Annotated in this window: 16 protein-coding genes and 1 tRNA gene; 8 read left to right on the forward strand and 9 right to left on the reverse strand. The window is 52.7% G+C overall.

The genetic code is table 11. From position 1 onward, the window contains the following. Positions 1–2: 2 nt before the first annotated feature. The 3 genes from pheS to KA369_12170 all read right to left on the reverse strand — a co-directional run bounded on the left by pheS (position 3) and on the right by KA369_12170 (position 3702). On the reverse strand, positions 3–1034 hold the full coding sequence (gene pheS / locus KA369_12160; GenBank protein MBP7736721.1) for a phenylalanine--tRNA ligase subunit alpha: 1032 nt from the start codon (positions 1032–1034) through the stop codon (positions 3–5). 196 nt (positions 1035–1230) lie between these two features. Then, entirely contained in the window at positions 1231–2178 is a 948-nt protein-coding gene (locus tag KA369_12165) for an ROK family protein (protein ID MBP7736722.1), read from the reverse strand. Between the two features lie 21 nt (positions 2179–2199). Continuing rightward, the gene (locus KA369_12170; protein ID MBP7736723.1) at positions 2200–3702 is read right to left on the reverse strand and encodes a carboxypeptidase M32; all 1503 of its coding nucleotides are present in this window, start codon (positions 3700–3702) and stop codon (positions 2200–2202) included. A gap of 673 nt (positions 3703–4375) precedes the next feature. Here KA369_12170 and KA369_12175 point away from each other — a divergent pair. Further along, positions 4376–5224 carry a PHP domain-containing protein gene (locus tag KA369_12175; protein ID MBP7736724.1) on the forward strand — a complete coding sequence of 283 codons (849 nt, stop codon included), beginning with the start codon at positions 4376–4378 and terminating at the stop codon, positions 5222–5224. Here KA369_12175 and KA369_12180 read toward each other — a convergent pair. Continuing rightward, positions 5219–6037 (reverse strand): PTS sugar transporter subunit IIA, encoded by an 819-nt coding sequence (locus KA369_12180; GenBank protein MBP7736725.1) that lies wholly within the window; start codon positions 6035–6037, stop codon positions 5219–5221. The two genes, KA369_12175 and KA369_12180, sit on opposite strands and share 6 nt — an antisense overlap. Positions 6038–6084: 47 nt before the next feature. Continuing rightward, positions 6085–6159 (reverse strand) — tRNA-Pro (locus tag KA369_12185). Between the two features lie 189 nt (positions 6160–6348). Between KA369_12185 and KA369_12190 the strand changes: the two genes are divergently transcribed. Continuing rightward, positions 6349–7098 carry a tetratricopeptide repeat protein gene (locus KA369_12190; protein ID MBP7736726.1) on the forward strand — a complete coding sequence of 250 codons (750 nt, stop codon included), beginning with the start codon at positions 6349–6351 and terminating at the stop codon, positions 7096–7098. Here KA369_12190 and uvrC read toward each other — a convergent pair. Together uvrC and KA369_12200 are read right to left on the reverse strand one after the other, a co-directional pair. Continuing rightward, positions 7092–8891, reverse strand: a complete 1800-nt coding sequence (gene uvrC, locus KA369_12195; GenBank protein MBP7736727.1) for an excinuclease ABC subunit UvrC — start codon at positions 8889–8891, stop codon at positions 7092–7094. The two genes, KA369_12190 and uvrC, sit on opposite strands and share 7 nt — an antisense overlap. Next, a complete protein-coding gene (locus tag KA369_12200) occupies positions 8878–10140 on the reverse strand; it encodes a tetratricopeptide repeat protein (GenBank protein ID MBP7736728.1) in 1263 nt (420 codons plus the stop codon). Before KA369_12200 ends, uvrC begins: the two co-directional genes overlap by 14 nt. Before the next feature lie 338 nt (positions 10141–10478). Here KA369_12200 and KA369_12205 point away from each other — a divergent pair, with 338 nt between their 5' ends. Together KA369_12205 and KA369_12210 are read left to right on the forward strand one after the other, a co-directional pair. Further along, positions 10479–10955, forward strand: a complete 477-nt coding sequence (locus KA369_12205) for a MarR family transcriptional regulator (GenBank protein ID MBP7736729.1) — start codon at positions 10479–10481, stop codon at positions 10953–10955. A 68-nt stretch (positions 10956–11023) separates the two neighbouring features. Beyond that, positions 11024–12994, forward strand: a complete 1971-nt coding sequence (locus KA369_12210) for an aldehyde ferredoxin oxidoreductase family protein (GenBank protein ID MBP7736730.1) — start codon at positions 11024–11026, stop codon at positions 12992–12994. A 95-nt stretch (positions 12995–13089) separates the two neighbouring features. Here KA369_12210 and KA369_12215 read toward each other — a convergent pair whose 3' ends face one another. Further along, on the reverse strand, positions 13090–13314 hold the full coding sequence (locus KA369_12215; protein MBP7736731.1) for a hypothetical protein: 225 nt from the start codon (positions 13312–13314) through the stop codon (positions 13090–13092). Positions 13315–13558: 244 nt separating this feature from the next. Continuing rightward, positions 13559–14287 (reverse strand): hypothetical protein, encoded by a 729-nt coding sequence (locus KA369_12220; protein ID MBP7736732.1) that lies wholly within the window; start codon positions 14285–14287, stop codon positions 13559–13561. A 1073-nt stretch (positions 14288–15360) separates the two neighbouring features. Between KA369_12220 and KA369_12225 the strand changes: the two genes are divergently transcribed. The 4 genes from KA369_12225 to KA369_12240 all read left to right on the forward strand — a co-directional run bounded on the left by KA369_12225 (position 15361) and on the right by KA369_12240 (position 17846). Then, the gene (locus tag KA369_12225; protein ID MBP7736733.1) at positions 15361–15768 is read left to right on the forward strand and encodes a hypothetical protein; all 408 of its coding nucleotides are present in this window, start codon (positions 15361–15363) and stop codon (positions 15766–15768) included. 37 nt (positions 15769–15805) lie between these two features. Further along, the gene (locus tag KA369_12230) at positions 15806–16240 is read left to right on the forward strand and encodes a hypothetical protein (GenBank protein MBP7736734.1); all 435 of its coding nucleotides are present in this window, start codon (positions 15806–15808) and stop codon (positions 16238–16240) included. A gap of 178 nt (positions 16241–16418) precedes the next feature. Further along, complete coding sequence (gene yhbY / locus KA369_12235; protein MBP7736735.1) at positions 16419–16715, forward strand: ribosome assembly RNA-binding protein YhbY; 297 nt, start codon at positions 16419–16421, stop codon at positions 16713–16715. Positions 16716–16832: 117 nt separating this feature from the next. Next, complete coding sequence (locus KA369_12240; GenBank protein MBP7736736.1) at positions 16833–17846, forward strand: aspartate-semialdehyde dehydrogenase; 1014 nt, start codon at positions 16833–16835, stop codon at positions 17844–17846. Positions 17847–17951: the final 105 nt, after the last annotated feature.

The raw sequence follows: 17951 nt of genomic DNA on the forward strand, positions 1-17951 counted from the left end.
CGTTAAAACTGCTTCAGGAAGCGGATATCGCCGCTCAGGAAGTGCCGTATATCGTTAATGCCGTATTTCATCATTATGAGACGGTTCAGTCCCAGGCCGAAGGCGAAACCGGACCACTGCTCCGGATCAATACCGCCCATGCGGAGTACGTTGGGGTGCACCAGTCCGCAGGGGAGGAGCTCCACCCAGCCCGACTGCTTGCACACGCTGCAGCCCTTGCCGTCGCAGATGAGGCAGTTTATGTCAAGCTCGAAGCCGGGCTCCACGAAGGGGAAATACCCGGGGCGCAGGCGCACCTTCACCTCGCGGTGAAAGATCTCGCTGAGGAGCTTCTTCATGACGTAGATAAGGTGGGCCACGGTGATCTCCCGGTCCACCATCATCCCCTCCACCTGGTAAAAGGTGTTCTCATGGGAGGCGTCGGTGCTCTCATACCGGAAGACCCTGCCGGGCCCAACGATCTTGAAGGGGGGCTTCACCTTTTCCAGCGCCCGTATCTGGATGGCCGAGGTGTGGGTCCTGAGGAGGTTGCCATCCTCGGTCCAGAAGGTGTCCTGCATGTCCCGGGCCGGGTGGTGCTTCGGAATGTTCAGGGCTTCGAAGTTGTAATAATCGGTCTCCACCTCGGGACCGTCCTGTATCTCAAATCCCATGGAGGTGAAGATGTCTTCTATTTCATATTGAATCTGCGAGATGGGATGGAGCCGTCCGAGAGATTCCCGACCCGTGGCCGCGGGACTGTCAAGGGTGACATCGATCCACTGTTTCCTGATCTTCTCTTCGGCGCCCGATTTTGAGAGTTCCGCTGTTCTGGCATCCAGGGATGTTTCGATTTCGCTTTTATACTGGTTGGAGAGTTTGCCGATGGCGGCCCGTTCTTCGGGCTGCAGGTTGCCGACGGAGCGGAGGATCTGGGTGAGGGCCCCTTTCCTGCCGAGATACTTGATGCGCAGTTCCTCTATCGATTGGACGCTGTCCGCCGCCTTGATCGCCGCGAGGGCTTCGCCGCGTAATGTTCCCAGTTCCTGTTCCATGTGTCGCACTCAGCGGTTACAACCGCGTTATGACCAATAGGGTCAAGGTACGGTAAAAGTCAAGAACATTGTAAGGATTTTTTTGTCGGGTCAAGAGGCACAGTTGCCGTCGGTTGCCGAGCGGAGCGATGCAGTGAGCCTGCCGAACTGACGAGGCAAGCGGGATAGCCCGGCCCCCACCCAATGCTACTCCCCATCAGCCGTTCATGGCGTTGATGGCGATCTTCGCCGCGCCGAATGCGGGGACCTTCATCGGATCCTCCAGGGGGAGGATGGCGCATTTGCCCTTGAATCCCTTGAGGACACGTTCGTTCACGACCTGTTTGACGGATGGCAGAAATAGCCTGTGCGCCCGGGAAACGCCGCCGCCGATAAGGATCGCCTCGGGATTGAAGATGTTGACCAGGTTGGCGATGCCGAAGCCTACATAGGCGGCGTATCCCTCCAAAATTTTCAGGGCCGTTTCATCCTTTTTCGCCGCCTCTTCCGAGATCATTTTAGCCGATAGCTCCTCTTCGTCGAGACGTCCCTGTATAGAGGACTTCTTGTTCTTCTTTAAGAGTTCGCGGCCCAGCTCGACCATAGCCGGCGCCGACGCGTACCGCTCCCAGCAACCGCGGCTGCCGCAGGGGCATTCCCTGCCGTTGTAGTCGATGGACATGTGGCCCACCTCCATGGCGTTTCCCGCCTGGCCGGTGTAGATTTTGTTGTCGATGACCACGCCGCCGCCTATGCCGGTTCCCAGGGTGATCATGATCCAGTTCCGGTACTTGCTGACGTTTTCCTTCCACCACGCTCCGATGAGGGCCACGGTGGCGTCGTTTTCCAGGAATACCTTCGTACCGGTGGCGCTCTCGATGTTCTTCGCGATGGGATGGTTGTTGAAGGAGGGGATGTTCGGCGCCTTTATTATCAGCCCTTTCTCCTTGTCGATGGGTCCGGGCGTGCCGATGCCGATTCCCTTGATGTCGATCTTGGAGACCGAGGCGGACGTGGCCAGCACTTCAATGAGCCTGATGATGCTGTCGTCGATGTCTTTCGCGGTTTTCAGTGTCTCGATTTCCCTGAAGCTCAGCTCCCTGCCAGAGCGGTCGGTGAGGATCCCCTTTATTTTTGTTCCGCCAATATCTATACCTGCGAACATGGTCCATTGACTCCTTGATGGTTATCGATATATTTCCCGGAATTTGCCGGAAAGATAAGAAATGAAGGGCTGCACGCGCACTTCGCCGCCGGTGATCTCCTTCACAAGCTCCGTGAAGGTATAGCGCGAGCCATGGCGATGCACCTTGTCCCTGAGCCATCCTCGGAGGGTGCCCATATTCCCCTGTTCGATTTCGTACGGGATCGACGGGTGGTCCTCCAGGGCCCTGTTGAAGAGCTGGGCGGACAGTAGGTTGCCGATGGTATAGGTCGGGAAGTATCCGAAGGCGCCATGGGCCCAGTGTATGTCCTGGAGGCAGCCCCGGGCGTCATCGGGCGGCGTTATCCCCAGGTACTGGCTGTATTTTTCGTTCCAGACCTCGGGGATTTCCTTTGTCTCGAGGGTCCCGCCGATGAGCTCTTTCTCTATTTCGAACCTTATGAAAATATGGAGATTGTATGTGAGCTCGTCCGATTCGACGCGGATCAATCCCGGCCTGGCGCTGTTCACAGCGCGGTAAAACTGTTCCAGCCCGATGCCGTCAAGCTGGCCGGGAAAATGTTTTTTAAGAACAGGAAGATAGTGTTTCCAGAAGAATCTGCTCCTTCCGACGATGTTTTCCCACAGACGGGACTGGGATTCATGGACCCCCAGCGAGATGGGCTGGCACAGGGGCGTGTTGACCAGATCTAAGGGGAGACCCTGGTCGTACAGGGCATGGCCGCCTTCATGGATGGTGCTGAACAGGGCGGAGAGAAGATCGTTCTCGTCGAAGCGCGTGGTGATGCGTACGTCATAGGGGGTGAAGGACGTGGTAAAGGGATGGGCCGAACGGTCCTGGCGGCCTCTCTTGAAATCATAGGACATATCTTTAAGAACGATCAGGCCGAAGGCCTCCTGTGCAGCGGCGCTGAAATTCTGCTTTAAGAAAGAGGTATCCGGGGCCCTTTCGCTTTCGGTGATCTCCCTGGCCAGGGGGACCAGCTCCGCTTTCATCTCGGTGAAGAGCTTTTCCACGGCCGAGGTCTTCAGGTCCGGCTCGAAGAGGTCGAGAAGTGCGTCGTAGCGGTGTTCCCTGTAGCCGAGGCAGTCTGCCTCCTCGCGGTTCAGCTCTATCAGCTCCGACAGTATTGGAGCGAAGGCGTTGAAATCGGACCGTTTTCTTGCGTCAATCCAGATTGAATTCGCCTTTGTGGTGGTGCGCGCCATCCGGGTGACCAGCTCTTCCGGTATTTTGACTTTCTGATCAAAGGCCCGGCGCGCCACACGGACCATGGCCACTTCAGTGGAGAAATAGTCGCCGCCCCTGGTTTCAGCTTCGGCGTCTTCAAGGAGGCGGGCCATGGTATCGGAAACGAGCCACCGGTGAGCCAGCTCCGATAGAAGGGTGACCTGCTCCGACCGGGCCTTCACGCCTTCCTCCGGCATGAAGGTTTCCATGTCCCAGCTCAGTATCGATATGGTCTGCTCCAGGGTGCTGATGCGGGCCCACTGTTCCTTGAATTTGTCCAGAGCCGATTTCATCGGGCTGAGTTCCTCCTTTTGGGTGCGGATATGATTCGGCAGTTATTGTTTTTAATCAAGCACTTCTATATTATTGCCCTGACTCAGGGCATGGGTTTTGACCGGGATCCGGTCGGGAATTGTACGAGGGGACAAGGGCTGGCGCGCCCTTTTCCCCTCGTGCTCCCCTTTTCCCCGGTCGCTCAATCGCCGCGACGGGCTTACTTTTGATGCTTGTAATGTTTTCAAGGTTTTTCTGTTTGTGAAAGATTGTGGATATTGTTTGCTTTATAGCGATGGCAATAAAAGCCTTTCTCCTTTCGCTCCGGAAGGCCCTTCCTGGGCCATCCTCGCGACGCCGCGCGTCCTGCGCGGCGACTTGCCAATAAAGGTTACTATGAACACCCGTGGCAGGGAGGCCACGGGTGGCGCGAGTCTGCAGGAGGCTGCATAGGAGCGCCGGGCAGGTTAACTAATTTCTTAGATAACGACCAGCCCGCCGCAGGCGCGGGGGAGAAGGGGAGCGCGAAGGGGGAGAAGGGAGGCCGCCCCTCTCCCCCTCGCATAATCCCTGCCCCGGTTCAGGGTAAAGAAACATGAGTGCTTTTTAAGATATTTCGGCCACATCATATAAATCGTGCTTGCCTGATTTTCGACTTGCATGCTGGATCATACCAACAGGAAACCAATCATCATGAAAAAGATCGACTTCCATACCCATACCACCGCCTCTGACGGCATCTTTTCCCCCCGGCAGCTCATCGACCTGGCGGTCCGGAACGGCATTGTGGCCATGGCAATAACGGACCATGACACGGTTGAGGGGCTGCCGGAGGCGATGGACTACGCGGCATCCTTAGGCCTCCGCCTTTACCCTGGCATTGAGTTCAGCATCGAGTATGCTACCGGCTCCTTCCATCTCATCGGCCTCGACATCGATTATCGTCACGAGGGACTACGGAGCACGGCGAAACGACTGACGGAATTCCGCAATAACAGGATCTTCCGCATTATCGACGATCTAAAACAGCACGGTATTGACATTCCCCTGGACGAGGTCATGGCTGCGGCGGGAGGAGGGGCCATGGGCCGTCCCCATGTGGCCAGGGTCATGGTGAGCCACGGGCATGGGCCGAATATTAAGGATATATTTAAGAATTACCTTGTTCCGGGGAAGCCCGGATATGTAAAAAAAGTGCGCATCGAGTTCAACGAGGCGGTTGCCCTCATCAAGGAAAGCGGCGGCATTCCGGTCATCGCCCATCCGGTGTCGCTCGAATGCAGGGACATGGACGAGTTCGAAGGACTGTTGAAGGGATTTGTCGGGGCCGGTGTTGAGGGGGTGGAAGCCTACGCATCGATGCATACCCCTGAAATGGCCGAGATGTACCGGGCCCTTGCGGTGAAATACAATCTGGTGATAACCGGCGGGAGCGATTTCCACGGAGACAAGGACGAAACAATGGGTAATTACCAGAAGGAGAGCCCCATCCCCTTTGAGCTGTATGAGCAGCTTGAAAGCTATATCGGCAGGCGGCTATAGAAGAATCAAAAACCTTCCGCAGTGGGTGCACAGCGAGATTCCCTTCCGCTCCTTGATCTGTTCAATGTAGAAGGGGGGTATTTCCATGTGGCAGCCGGAACAGCTGTTCTTTTCCACGATGGAGAAGGGATTGTCCCTCTTTTTCCTCATCCTTTCATAGTATGTCAGGGACCTGTTGTCGATGAGCTTCCTCATGGATTCGATCTTCCTGGTGACAGATTCGCTTTTATCTCCCTCGTCAAGAAGCTTGTACAGGCTGTCGAGACGGATCAGTAGGTCAAGGTCGGAGGAGGGCACGCCGGACAGGTTTTCCGGTTTGCCGGTGGCCGGTTTGTCCTTTGTCGATATGGATTCGAAGTAGGATTTAGCCTCTTTCTTGAGAAGGGTATACAGCTTCGCCGGCGTGGGCTCGGCGTCGATCATTTTCCTTTTTTCCTTGTTCGAGAAGAGGCGCGCCATCATGCCGATCAGGTAGAGGTACTTGGTGCTCATCTCGGTGGGGAATATGCTGAGGAGGACATACTTTACCGGCTTTTCATCCGGTGCCTGGTAATCGATCGGCTTCTCGAGGATGCCGATTATTGATATGAGATCACTCACTGATTCGGTGCGGGCATGGGGAATGGCCAGGCCGTTGCCTATGCCGGTATTTTCGAGGGATTCCCGGTGTATCACCTGGGCGTAATAGCGTTCCTTGTTGGTTATACATTCCAGATCCTGGAGCTTGTCCACGAGCTCTTTAATGACGAGCTGCTTTTCCGTGGATTTTATTTTGAGAATTTTCTTTTTTTCAAATAGCTCTTCGAGATCCATAATGTACCGCCCGGTAGAAATTGGAAGATGGTTGAAAGGTAAAACTTTCGGGGCGAGAGGATTTGAACCTCCGACCCCTTGACCCCCAGTCAAGTGCGCTAACCGGACTGCGCTACGCCCCGTATAAGTTTCGTGACAATAGTTACAACATGAGGATGCGCTGTAAAGTAAATTTCTTAAAATATTCAAAATGCGGTGATTTGCGTCATGAGGGCGAGGATGCGCATCCTCGCCTCGTGACGTGTATCATAAAATTGAATTGACGTAAATTATTGAATATTTGATCTACAAGCATGATGAGGAAGAACATTATGAAATCATACATATCCATATATTTGAACATGGCTGTTATATTATTCTGGATCTTCCTAACGTCCTGTTCCACTACCTCGGACGGCAAGATGGTTGTGGCTTTTAATAATTCCCGCATGCACAGCCTGAATATCGAGGCAAAGACATATTGCAATGAGGCCCTGCGTTATTCCAAACAGAAAAAAACCCGGGATGCCATCAAGGCCTTTACCAGGTCCATTGAGATCGATCCGAGTGTAGCGGCCTATAACGGCCGAAGCCTTGAATACTACCGTGCCGGGCGCTTCGATGACGCGGTCACTGACGCCAACAGGGCCATTATGATGAACCCGAAGTTTCCGATACCCTATGTGACCAGAGGGAATTCTTTTTACCGGCTGAAGGAGTATGACAGGGCCCTGAAAAGCTACAAGAAGGCGATACAGCTTGATCCCCGCAACCCGGAATTGTATTACAATCTCGGCCTGGCCTATTATAAGAATGAACAGTACGACGACGCAATGAAATCGTACGATAAGGCAGTTGAACTGGATCCCCGTTACTACGCGGCATGGTACAACAGGGCCTGCATCTGTTCCGAAAAAAAGGACCTGGAGGGCGCCATCGAGGGGCTGGAGCGGGCCATTGCAGCCGGTTTTAACGATGCAGACCGCGTGAAGGGGGAGGCTGCATTGGCCAATGTAAGGGGCCTGCCGGAATTCAAGGAACTTCTCAACAAGATGGGGAACAGGGGCAACAAGCCTCAGTGAAAGAACCGGTGTATTTTTTCCGCAGTCTTTGCGCCGATGCCGGGAACTGACTTCAATTCATCCATTGTGGCCGCGCGGATGTCTTCCATTGATTTAAAATGCTCCAACAGCAGCTTCTTCGCCTTTGTCCCGATGTCCGCATCGTCCAGCATTGAACGGGTCGTCTTCCTGTCGCGCAGCTTCCGGTGATAGGTGATGGCGAACCGGTGCGCCTCGTCGCGGATGTTCTGCAGCATTTTAAGGGCCGGCGAAGTCAGGGGCAGCCTCACTGGCTCCGCGGCGGGGTCGGTATAGATCTCCTCGAACCGTTTCGCCAGCGATATGATGCGTATGGCGGCGGAGAAATTCGCAGCAGCTTCCCTGGCCCGGGTGAGCTGGGTGGGGCCGCCGTCGATGATCATCAGGTCCGGGAGGGAGAGCTCCTCGTTGACCAGGTACTGTATCCGCCGCGCCACGACCTCGTGGATCATGCCGGGGTCGTCGGCCGATCCGTATCCCCTGATCTTGTAGCGCCGGTATCCCTTCTTGTCGGGCAGGCCGTCCCGGAAGGACACCATGGACGCCACCGCGTCGGTCCCCTGGAGGTTGGATATGTCGAAGCACTCCATGGTGCGGGGGAGGGCTTCCATGGCCAGGGCCTCCTGGATCTCCTCCATGGCCGCGAGGGTGTTCCTGTTCTCTTTTTCTGCGAAGCGATCCGCCGCGATGAGGTCTATGTTCTTGTGTATGAGGCGCATGATGCCGTGGTCATCGGGGGTTTCGGGCGGGACGATCGCGACCTTGCGCTTCGCCCGGTCTGTCAGGTGCTTCTGCAGAATTTCCCGGTCCGCGATCTGCCGCTCCGTTATGATCCGCTGCGGAGCCTCCGTGTCCCGGTAATAGCCGAGAATGAAGGAGCTGATGATCTCCTCCGGGTCGGCGTACTCCGCGTTGTCGAAGACCGATATCTTCCTCCCCAGGAGGGCGCCGCTCCGGAACTCGAAGAGGATGACGATCCCCTCGTTCCCGAACTTGGATACGCCGATGTAATCCTGGTCAGCTCCTATGGCGGTGTGGACCTTCTGAGTCTCCGAGAGCTTCTGGATGTCGAAGATCATGTCCCGTATTTCCGACGCCTTTTCATATCTCTGCCGAGACGAGTAGTCCTTCATCATCTCCCCGAGGCTTTTCAGCACCGGCCCGGTGCTTCCCTCGAGGAACCTGACCGCGTTGTCCACTATGGTCCGGTATTCCTCGCGGGTCATTTCGCCGCGGCACACGCCGCTGCACTTGTTGATCTGGTAGTTCATGCAGGGCCGCTCGTTTTTTTTCAGGGGAAGGTCCCTGGTGCAGAGCTTCAGCTTGAATATGGCGTTGATGAGGGCCACGGTGCCGCGTGCGGCGTTGGCGTCAGTGTAGGGGCCGAAGTACCTGGTGCCGTTCTTTTTCACCGTGCGGGTGAAGATGACCCTCGGATACTCCTCGTCGAGGGTGATGGCGATGTAGGGGTACCGCTTGTCGTCCTTCTTCTGGATGTTGAACTTGGGCCGGTGCTTTTTGATCAGGCTGCTTTCGAGGATCAGGGCCTCCACTTCGGAGTCGGTGACGATGTACTCGATGTCCCTGACGATCTTCACCAGGATGCGCGTCTTGATGTCGAGGTCCCGCTTCTGGAAATAGGAGGACACCCTTTTTTTGAGGGAGGAGGCCTTGCCGATATAGATAATGGTCCCGGCGTCGTCTTTCATGATATACACGCCGGGATCCGCCGGGAGCCCGGCGACGACGGTCTTGAGGTGATCAGTTCCGGTCATCGGGGTTCTGCAGTCCCTTGATCTTCTCAATGTACTGGGCCGTCACTTCAAAGGCCGGGTTTATCCGCGCCGCTTCCTCGAACATGGCGATGGCCCTGCCGTATTCCCTCTTTTTCGCGTAGGCCACCCCGAGGTTGAAGAAGCTGCCGAAGCCGTTCGGCTTCATGATGGTGAGGGTGAGGAATATCGCGATGGCCTCGTCGAGCCTGTTTTCCTTGAGCCTGGATACGCCGGTGATGAAAATGGCGCCGAACCCGTCGCTCTCCGGGCCTTGGTCGGGCTCCCGCCCCTGTTCACGCTCCGGCTCGGGCGACTGCGCCTGGACCGGGGGCTGTTCCGGTTGCGGTTCCGCCGCGGCCGCGGGTTCCGCCGCCTGGGCGGTCATGGCCGTCTTATCCTTCAATTCCTCGATGAGGGTGTTGAACGAGAGGGCGAGCTGGTTCAGCTCGTCGTCACCGGTCTGGTGCAGGGAAACATCAAGGTCGCCGTCGGCGGCCTTTTTCATGAAATGCGACAGGTTGCTTATGAGGAGGGAATAATTCTGGAGAAAAATGATCGACAGAACGATCACGGCAATGACCAGCGCGACGGTCACGATGATGTTGACGATGCGAATGCTCCGTGTCGAGGCGGCGTAGGCGTCTATGGTGGCCTGGGTCCGCGCGGCGGAAACGAGGAGCTGGATCACCGATTTCTTGTTCTTGATTTCGTAGGGATAATACACGTTCTGCCAGGAATAGCCGTTTCGGGAATAGATGTCGGGGTCCACCGCGCTCTGGAGCAGTCCCAGCTTAAGGTAGTTGATCTCCTTCTGTTCCCTGACGACCTCGGATTTGGTGATTTCCAGGGTCAGATCGTCGTGGAACATCAGGGTGTCGGCGATGCGGAAATAATTCTCGTCCTCTGTCTTGGTGAAGATGATAACGCCGAGAATGTCCCCCGCCGAAGCGTTGTAATCGCGCATTTCAATTTTAATCAGGTCTCCCGTGGTCGCTTTTTTGGTCCTGAGCCGTTCCACAAGGGCGTCTATTTTACCGAGATACAGGTCACGGTTGTTGGAGACCAGGGCGTCCTTTAATATGCTGTCATTTCTGGCCATTGATACATGGAAACTGACCGATGTCATGATTATGAGGACCGAATAGATTATTGAGATAATAATGATGAAGTTCCTGGAAATAACGGATCGTTTTTTTGCATTCTGGTTTTTATTCGTATCTTCCTTTTGTTTACCGAACAATGATGGCATAATACGCACCCGCACCTGTTTTTGTATATTTTCACTATCGCCCGTAGTCGTCTTTTTGTAAAGAATTCTTTTTTTATTGATCGCAGCGCGCGCAAACCCCGGAGCTCTGCTCCGGGGATGAGAGCGCGCAAAACATTATGCGACAAAATACCCCGTAGCTTGCTGCGGGGTATTTTATATCATCGGCCCCCTGGTTGATTAGCGCAGAGGGAATCTCTAAAGCTGCAGTCCATCAAGGCGGGCATCGGTCATGGTGTTTGGACGGTCGTCCAATATTATTTGCATATTGCAATAAAAAAGGGTTGCAAAATCAATATATTTACAAATAGTATGCCACCATGAATAAACCGTCCAAAAAGGAATTTTCCCGCACGTATGTTGAAGAAATCCTGTATCACGCGTTGCGTTCCATCTACCTTTTTGAGCGGGCCGAGATCGAACAGTTTAATCTCAATTACCAGCAGATGTATCTATTGAAGCTTCTGAAAAAGAATATACCCTTTCGCATAAGCGATATAGCTAACGACCTGTCGATCCCGGTGTTTGCGGCAACCCGCCTGGTTAGCCAGCTGGAGGGCAGTAATCTAATCGAGAAGAAAAGGGACAAGAAAGACCGGAGAAACATCTATGTCAATATAACGCCGGAGGGTTTGGAGCAGGTCAAGAAGATCGAGTCGCACATCGTCGATCTTGCGCTCTCCAGCCTGAGCTCCTATTCCGAAGTTGAAAGCAGGCTGATATTGGATGTTGTCAAGAATCTTGATGTCATTCTCGGGCTCAGGCCCGGAGCAAAAGAGGCGGGGAATTTCCATTAGAAAAAAGGGAAGCCCGGCCAGGAGAGATGGGCAGTGCCGTGTGCAATTTATAATCGGAGGAAACTATAATGGCAAGCAAGTATAAGGGATATATGGGTAAAGTGCTCGATGTGAACCTGTCAACGGGATCGGTCGGTGAGTTCCAGTTGAGCGATACGGACCGCGAGCTTTTCCTGGGAGGCAGGTATCTGAGCACGAAGATCCTCTGGGACGTGTTGAAGCCCGGCATCGACCCTCTCTCTGAGGATAACGTCCTCGTGGTTATGACCTCGCCCATGACCGGCTCCGGAGGTCCCTGCACCAGCAGGTATGACATATCCGCCAAGAGCCCCCAAACCGGGGCCATAGGGCATTCCAACAGCGGCGGCAATTTCGGCATGAACCTGAAGCGCGCCGGGTGGGACGCGATGCTGGTAAGAGGCAAGGCCGAGAAGCCCGTCTATATCGAGATTGAGGATGACAAGGTGGAAATCAAGTCCGCCGAGCACATATGGGGCATGGATACCCAGGAATCCCAGAAGGCACTTCTGGGAAAGAATACCAAGGGTGGCACCATGGCCATCGGCCCGGCCGGTGAGCACCTGGTCAAGTTCGCGGCCGTGGTCTCGCAGGAGCGCTGTCATGGCAGGACCGGCATGGGGGCCGTCATGGGATCGAAGAACCTCAAGGGAATGGTGGTCAGGGGCACCAAGACGATACCGATCCATGACCCTGCACATTTCAAGGTCACCATCAAGAAGTGGATCAAGATGCTTCAGTCACATCCGGCGACGGGCGAAATAGCCCCCCGGCTGGGCACGGCCTTTTCCCTCATCCCGCTTTCGGTGCGCAACACCCTGCCGACCAAGAATTTTTCCGTCGGGTCCTATGACAAGGCCTATAATATCAGCGGAGAGCTGCTGGCCGAGAAACACCTTGTGAAGAATTACGGCTGCACGTCATGCCCCATCCGGTGCGGTCGGGTCGTCAACATCGACGGCCACGAGGTCAAGGGGCCGGAATACGAGATACTATGCCTGATGGGATCGAACATGCTCATCGACGATATAGAAGCCATCATACGATGGAACTATGAGATAGACCTGCTCGGCATGGACGCCATCAGCACCGGCACCATACTGGGATTTGCGGCGGAGTTGAATGAAAAGGGCCTCTGGAAGACGGGCATTGAATTCGGGAAAAAAGAGGGGATCTCTCAGGTGCTCAAGGATATGGCCTCCCGCAACGGTATCGGCAATGACCTTGCCGAGGGCGTCAGGTTCCTGTCGAAGAAATACGGCGGCGAGGATTTCGCGCCCCATGCCAAGGGGCTGGAGTTCCCGGCCTACGAGCCGCGGGGCACCGTGGGCCAGGCCCTGGGTTACGCCACGTCGTCCCGCGGGGCCTGCCACCTCGATTCCGGATATGACGTGTACATGGAAGTGACGGGCCCGGCCACCATGAACCAGCACCAGTACCGCGGGAAGCACGCCTGGTCCATACTGACACAGAACCTGATGGCGGTCATAAGCGCCGGCGGGAACTGCCTCTTTACGGGATGGACCTTCTATCCCGGACCGGCGTACAAGCTTCCGGGAATGCCTATCCTTTCAAAGATCGTCAATGGCATCATGAGCAACCTCGGAAGCGTAATAGCCCTTACCGTAAAGCTGCCGCCGTGGCTCCTCCCGATCCATGTGCCGTTCCTGCTGCCACATTCGAAAGCCCTCAAGGAGCTGACGGGAATGAAAATGCATTTCGGCAAATGGATACGCGCCGGGGACAGGGGATATAACATGGAGAAGCTCTTCAATCTCCGCGAAGGGGTCAACAAGGACCATGACAAGCTTGCCAAGCGGTTTACCGACGTGCCGCTGCTGCCGAATAATAAAAAGACCGTGGTGCGGATGGATAAGATGCTTCCCCGGTATTACAAGCTGAGGGGCTGGGACAAGGACGGGATTCCGAAAAAGGGGACCCTGAAGAAACTGAAGCTCGATTTTGTTGATATGGATATCGTCAGGAAGGGCGCCGCGGCCGGCATGCCCGGCATGAAGTAGAGTGTTACGAAGGCTCGTTTCTTACGCTGTCTTTATAGAAAAGCCCCATGAAAACGCGGTTTCTGCACCGTGCTTTCATGGGGCTTTTTTTTATATTACGCCGCATACATGTCCACGTGTTTGACTTTTTTGAGCGGGATTTTCCTTTCCCCATTGTTGACATCGAAGGTGACAATCATATCGCCTTCGATCGATCTGTTTTTATAGAGCTCGATTTCGTTCCCATCCTCGAGAACAATTATAATATCCAATCCCTTGATATCCAGGTACTTCGCCAGCATTTGCTTGAAATTCTTTTTTTTCGCCTTTCTGTGTGCCATGGTATCCCCTCAAGAAGATTATTTATGTCCCATTAATAATATCGGTTTTTCCTTGAATATATTAATTAATTTTTATATATATTATAAAAAAATTGTAAGTACAAATTAATTAATAGGGGGAACAAGAAACTGTCACCAAAGACCAATTACTTATTAATCAAGACAAGATATTAATGAAAAATCCTTAATACTCTCTCAGAGACGCAGAGATCGCCGAGGAATGTATGGATGATATTTTTTTTTGCTAGTCCTCGAAACCTAAACGCCAGAGGGCTGTTCCTGCGAGGCCATATCGAGAAGAAAGTTTTTGAAGGAGAAGCCGGGTTTGTCTATCGGAGATGTAAGCGGTGCAGGACATGCCTGCTTCTTTATATGAAAAGCGCAAGGTCCCTGATTGATCCCGGGCCGGAGAATGGTCCATGGCGAGCCTGACTCCCTGGCGCGCGGAAAGGGCAACGGCGCGGCTTCCGCACCAGCGGTATCCGTAAGCGGGAATGCCCAACCAGGTACTTGAAGGCTTCATATGTTTGAGGACGATCTGAATGTTTTTTTCGGACCACCTGGCATCGGTGACCGGCCCCGGGCCTGAATGGAGCCCATGATAATCATAGCACATAAGGACAATTTCATCCACCCGGGATGATATGATCTTCAGATCGTGAAAACGGCTCCATTTTTCCGGAAATCCTATGGGAGGAAACACGGCCATGGAAATCTTCCCGGAATAGGCCTTTCGCAATTCCGAAAGAAAATCTCCGAGCCTGGCCGCATCTTCCGGCGGCAGGTATTCAAGATCCAGATGTATTCCACCAACACCGCTGGAACGGGCAAATGCTGATATGGCTGCGGCTGTCTTATGTCGAAGCGTTTCTGAATTAAGTATTCTATGGCCCAGGGCGGCTGATTTGAAAGAGATCAGAGGGTACAAAGTTATGCCATTCTTATCGGTAATGGCTTTTATCTTGTCGAACATCCCGATTGATGCAATGGAAACAGCGCCTCCTTCGACAATGTTGAATCCTGTCAGGCATATGACTGAGTATCCCGGGATAACGGTTCGCAGATAGTTATCGGTAAGGGATGAGTTGTGAAGAATATACCCCCACCGCCCGGGTTTCTTCTCACCGGCGGATAATACTTGAGACAATAATAATATAGTAAGTACAGAATAGATTATTTGTTTCATAAGATGATAATCTGTTATTGACGTTAGGCGAAATTCACTTGTTTAGTGCGACATGGAATTGAATAAACAATAATCAATCAATACAAAAGTCAAGCAAAACAGGATGTTTTGCGTGAAGCGAGGATGGTTCACGATGAACCTTCCGCAGCAAAACAAATAGCTATAATTGCGCACCAACTAATAAAGCAATAAACAGGTGGATTTCGCCTCTATTGTTATTAATCAGGACCTCAATTTTGATTAAAAACATCTCCGTATTTACAAGCTAATTATTGCATTTTCGGGGTCAAGGGGCGAAGCCCCTCGTAAACCCAACCCCCAAGTTATTATTCATGATCATATTTTCGTTTAAAAGACAATGCCTGAATTTACAAGCTAATTATTGCATTTTCGGGGTCAAGGGGCGAAGACCCTCGTAAACCCCACCCCCAAGTTATTATTCATGATCATATTTTCGTTTAAAAGACAATGCCTGAATTTACAAGCTAATTATTGCATTTTCGGGGTCAAGGGGCGAAGCCCCTTGAAAACCCCACCCCCAAGTTATTATTCATGATCATATTTTCGTTTAAAAGACAATGCCTGAATTTACAAGCTAATTATTGCATTTTCGGGGTCAAGGGGCGAAGCCCCTTGAAAACCCCACCCCCACTTTTTTTTGACAAAAATGACTTTAAGTATTAATTTTATATATAAAGTAAAAGATAATGTATATAGTAGCAAATAAGTGGTTTTACCGTGTTTCGAAGTTGCCCTTTCAGGTGGAGAAGAGAATATAATAATAAGAGATTGTACTACGGGCATAGAGGATAATTCAGGATAGTTATATGCATTATAAAATGACAAAAATAGCAGTAATAATGATCGGTTTGTTGATGCCTCTACTCTGTTCATGTAATAAGGTAACCGGAGACATTGCCGAGCAATTGCCGGCCCTGTGGGTAACCATTCAGAATAATACCGGCACTCCCATCGATGCGACCCATCCGGTATATCTTGTTTTTTACTCCGAGAAGAATTGGACTAATCCCTGGTTGCAGATAGGGTCCACCAGCGATACGATCATAGATCCGGCCGTGGGCACCACGACCACCTATCTCATGGCTTTCCTGGACCTCAATAACAACGGTGTTGTAGATGCCGGCGAGCCGTGCACAGGCCATGAGAACAAGGACCACGCCGTTCCCGATGAATTGACCAAACTGGAGTTTCTTCCCCTGGAATGGCGAATGCTGACCATAACGCTGGAAGCGACCCGGGTTTACTGAGTCGCCATAGATCTCTGCCGAGGAGGTTGGGCTACCTTTGAAAAGAACATATATACAAAGCATCATGATTGCTCTGATAATAATGGCGGTATCGCTGGTTTCGAGCTGCGATACCAGTAAAAAGAAGCATCCCTACCTGGTAATTACTATCAACTATTCCGGAACAGTGGACAGCACGAACAAGCTTTTTATATTATTCTATATAATGCCGAACTGGAGCGGTTTTTATTACATGACATCTTCAACGGAGAAGCGGTTTATAATACCGAGGATGAATATCGGTACCACGCCGCTCTATTTCGAAATAGTGCATGATATAAATGGCGACGGTATTGTAGGATCGGGCGATCTCTATCAGGGCTGGAGCGGAGTTACAAGCATGTCGGCCCTGCTGACGCCACTGGTGCTTCCCACCACACTGGATGCGGTGATGATCAATTTCGATTTGGATAACAATGCCGCGATACCGTAGCTCCCTGGTATGCCCGGGGAGCGACACCCCGGTAAATTCAGACGATTGATCGATACATCGATTCATGGCTGTTTCATGGGGCGTCATTTTTTGATTTTCAAGGAAAAAACAGTTGCCATGGCGCCGCTTCCGATCGTCATCTGTTAACCTTGAAATGATGCTCCCACAAAGGCACGATATGAACCCACTCAATGGCGAACAAAAACGCCGGTTAAAATCCATGGCGCACCACCTGAAGCCGGTGATCATGATAGGCAAAAACGGATTAACGGCGGCTCTCCTCGACGCCGTGAACAAGGCGCTGGATGATCACGAGCTCATAAAGATCAAGTTCATTGATTTCAAGGATGAGAAGGGGGACATCATCCGTGAAATCACGCACACAACCGCCTCTGAACAGATAGCGGTCATAGGGAATATCGCCATTATTTTCAGGCAAAACAAGAATGCGGAAAAGAGACGAATTGTCGTTTAGTTTCGTTATTTATTGTTGACAACCGGCCATACTAATTAAAATTACGCAAAACTACGAGGGAACCCTATTTTGCCCCCGGGCTTCAAGGAGATGTCCCCATATTACCGGAGGTCCATAATGAAAAAGTACAATGTTGTCATACTCGGCGCAACCGGCGCAGTGGGTGTTGAATTCAGGAAGATACTGCTCGAGCGGAAATTCCCTATAGATAAAATAAAGTTCCTGGGCCTGACAACGGTGGGTAAGGAATACGACTTCGGCGGCAGGAAAGTCATCTCGGAGGCCGTTGTGGAAGGATGCTTCAAGGGATATGATATAGGCCTGTTCTCCGCCGGCGGAGATATCAGCAAGAAGGTGGCGAAGCGGGCGGTTGAAGAAGGCTGCATCGTGGTCGATAACAGCTCCGCGTGGCGGATGGATCCCGGCGTTCCCCTGGTCGTGCCTGAAGTGAATCCCCATGATGTCGATTGGCATAAGGGCATCATCGCCAACCCGAACTGCTCCACCATCCAGATGGTGGTTGCCCTCAAGCCGATTCACGACGCGGCCAGGATCAAGCGTATCGTGGTAAGCACCTACCAGGCCGTGTCCGGGACCGGTCTCAAGGCGATCGACGAGTGCCTGATCCAGACCAGGGACATCGTCGCCGGGAAAGAGATCTCCCAGCGGAAAGTCTACCCGCACCAGATCGCCTTCAATGTCCTTCCCCAGATAGACGTGTTCCTGGAGAACGGCTACACCAAGGAAGAGATGAAGATGGTCAACGAGACCAAGAAGATCATGGGAGACGATTCCATAAATGTCACGGCGACTACGGTCAGGGTCCCGGTCCTGTTCGGTCACTCCGAATCCGTTAACATCGAAACCGAGAAGAAGATCACGCCTCACGATGTGCGGGAGCTGCTGCGGAAGGCACCGGGGATCACGATAGTGGACAACCCCACTAAAAGCGATTACCCGCTGGCAATCAACGCCGCCGGCAAAGACGACGTGTTTGTCGGGCGCATTCGCGAGGATGAGTCGATCGCCAACGGTATAAACATGTGGGTCGTTTCCGATAATATCCGCAAGGGCGCGGCCCTCAACGCGATCCAGATCGCAGAATTGCTGATCCAGAAGGGGAAGCTGTAAAGAATAGGAATCCAAAACTTCGAATGAAACGAAACGCCTTCCCGGGGAATACCCCGGAAAGGCGTTTTTTATTGCACAGTATCATGCAAAAAAGCTTCATTTAAT

The organism is Spirochaetota bacterium (assembly GCA_017999915.1).
GTDB lineage: Bacteria > Spirochaetota > UBA4802 > UBA4802 > UBA5550 > RBG-16-49-21.

Excerpts from the sequence above, each read along its gene's own strand:
- pheS (MBP7736721.1), bottom strand. The coding sequence starts at position 1,034 with ATGGAACAGGAACTGGGAACATTACGCGGCGAAGCCCTCGCGGCGATC.
- KA369_12165 (MBP7736722.1), bottom strand. The coding sequence starts at position 2,178 with ATGTTCGCAGGTATAGATATTGGCGGAACAAAAATAAAGGGGATCCTC.
- KA369_12170 (MBP7736723.1), bottom strand. The coding sequence starts at position 3,702 with ATGAAATCGGCTCTGGACAAATTCAAGGAACAGTGGGCCCGCATCAGC.
- KA369_12175 (MBP7736724.1), top strand. The coding sequence starts at position 4,376 with ATGAAAAAGATCGACTTCCATACCCATACCACCGCCTCTGACGGCATC.
- KA369_12180 (MBP7736725.1), bottom strand. The coding sequence starts at position 6,037 with ATGGATCTCGAAGAGCTATTTGAAAAAAAGAAAATTCTCAAAATAAAA.
- KA369_12190 (MBP7736726.1), top strand. The coding sequence starts at position 6,349 with ATGAAATCATACATATCCATATATTTGAACATGGCTGTTATATTATTC.
- uvrC (MBP7736727.1), bottom strand. The coding sequence starts at position 8,891 with ATGACCGGAACTGATCACCTCAAGACCGTCGTCGCCGGGCTCCCGGCG.
- KA369_12200 (MBP7736728.1), bottom strand. The coding sequence starts at position 10,140 with ATGCCATCATTGTTCGGTAAACAAAAGGAAGATACGAATAAAAACCAG.
- KA369_12205 (MBP7736729.1), top strand. The coding sequence starts at position 10,479 with ATGAATAAACCGTCCAAAAAGGAATTTTCCCGCACGTATGTTGAAGAA.
- KA369_12210 (MBP7736730.1), top strand. The coding sequence starts at position 11,024 with ATGGCAAGCAAGTATAAGGGATATATGGGTAAAGTGCTCGATGTGAAC.
- KA369_12215 (MBP7736731.1), bottom strand. The coding sequence starts at position 13,314 with ATGGCACACAGAAAGGCGAAAAAAAAGAATTTCAAGCAAATGCTGGCG.
- KA369_12220 (MBP7736732.1), bottom strand. The coding sequence starts at position 14,287 with ATGTTCGACAAGATAAAAGCCATTACCGATAAGAATGGCATAACTTTG.
- KA369_12225 (MBP7736733.1), top strand. The coding sequence starts at position 15,361 with ATGATCGGTTTGTTGATGCCTCTACTCTGTTCATGTAATAAGGTAACC.
- yhbY (MBP7736735.1), top strand. The coding sequence starts at position 16,419 with ATGAACCCACTCAATGGCGAACAAAAACGCCGGTTAAAATCCATGGCG.
- KA369_12240 (MBP7736736.1), top strand. The coding sequence starts at position 16,833 with ATGAAAAAGTACAATGTTGTCATACTCGGCGCAACCGGCGCAGTGGGT.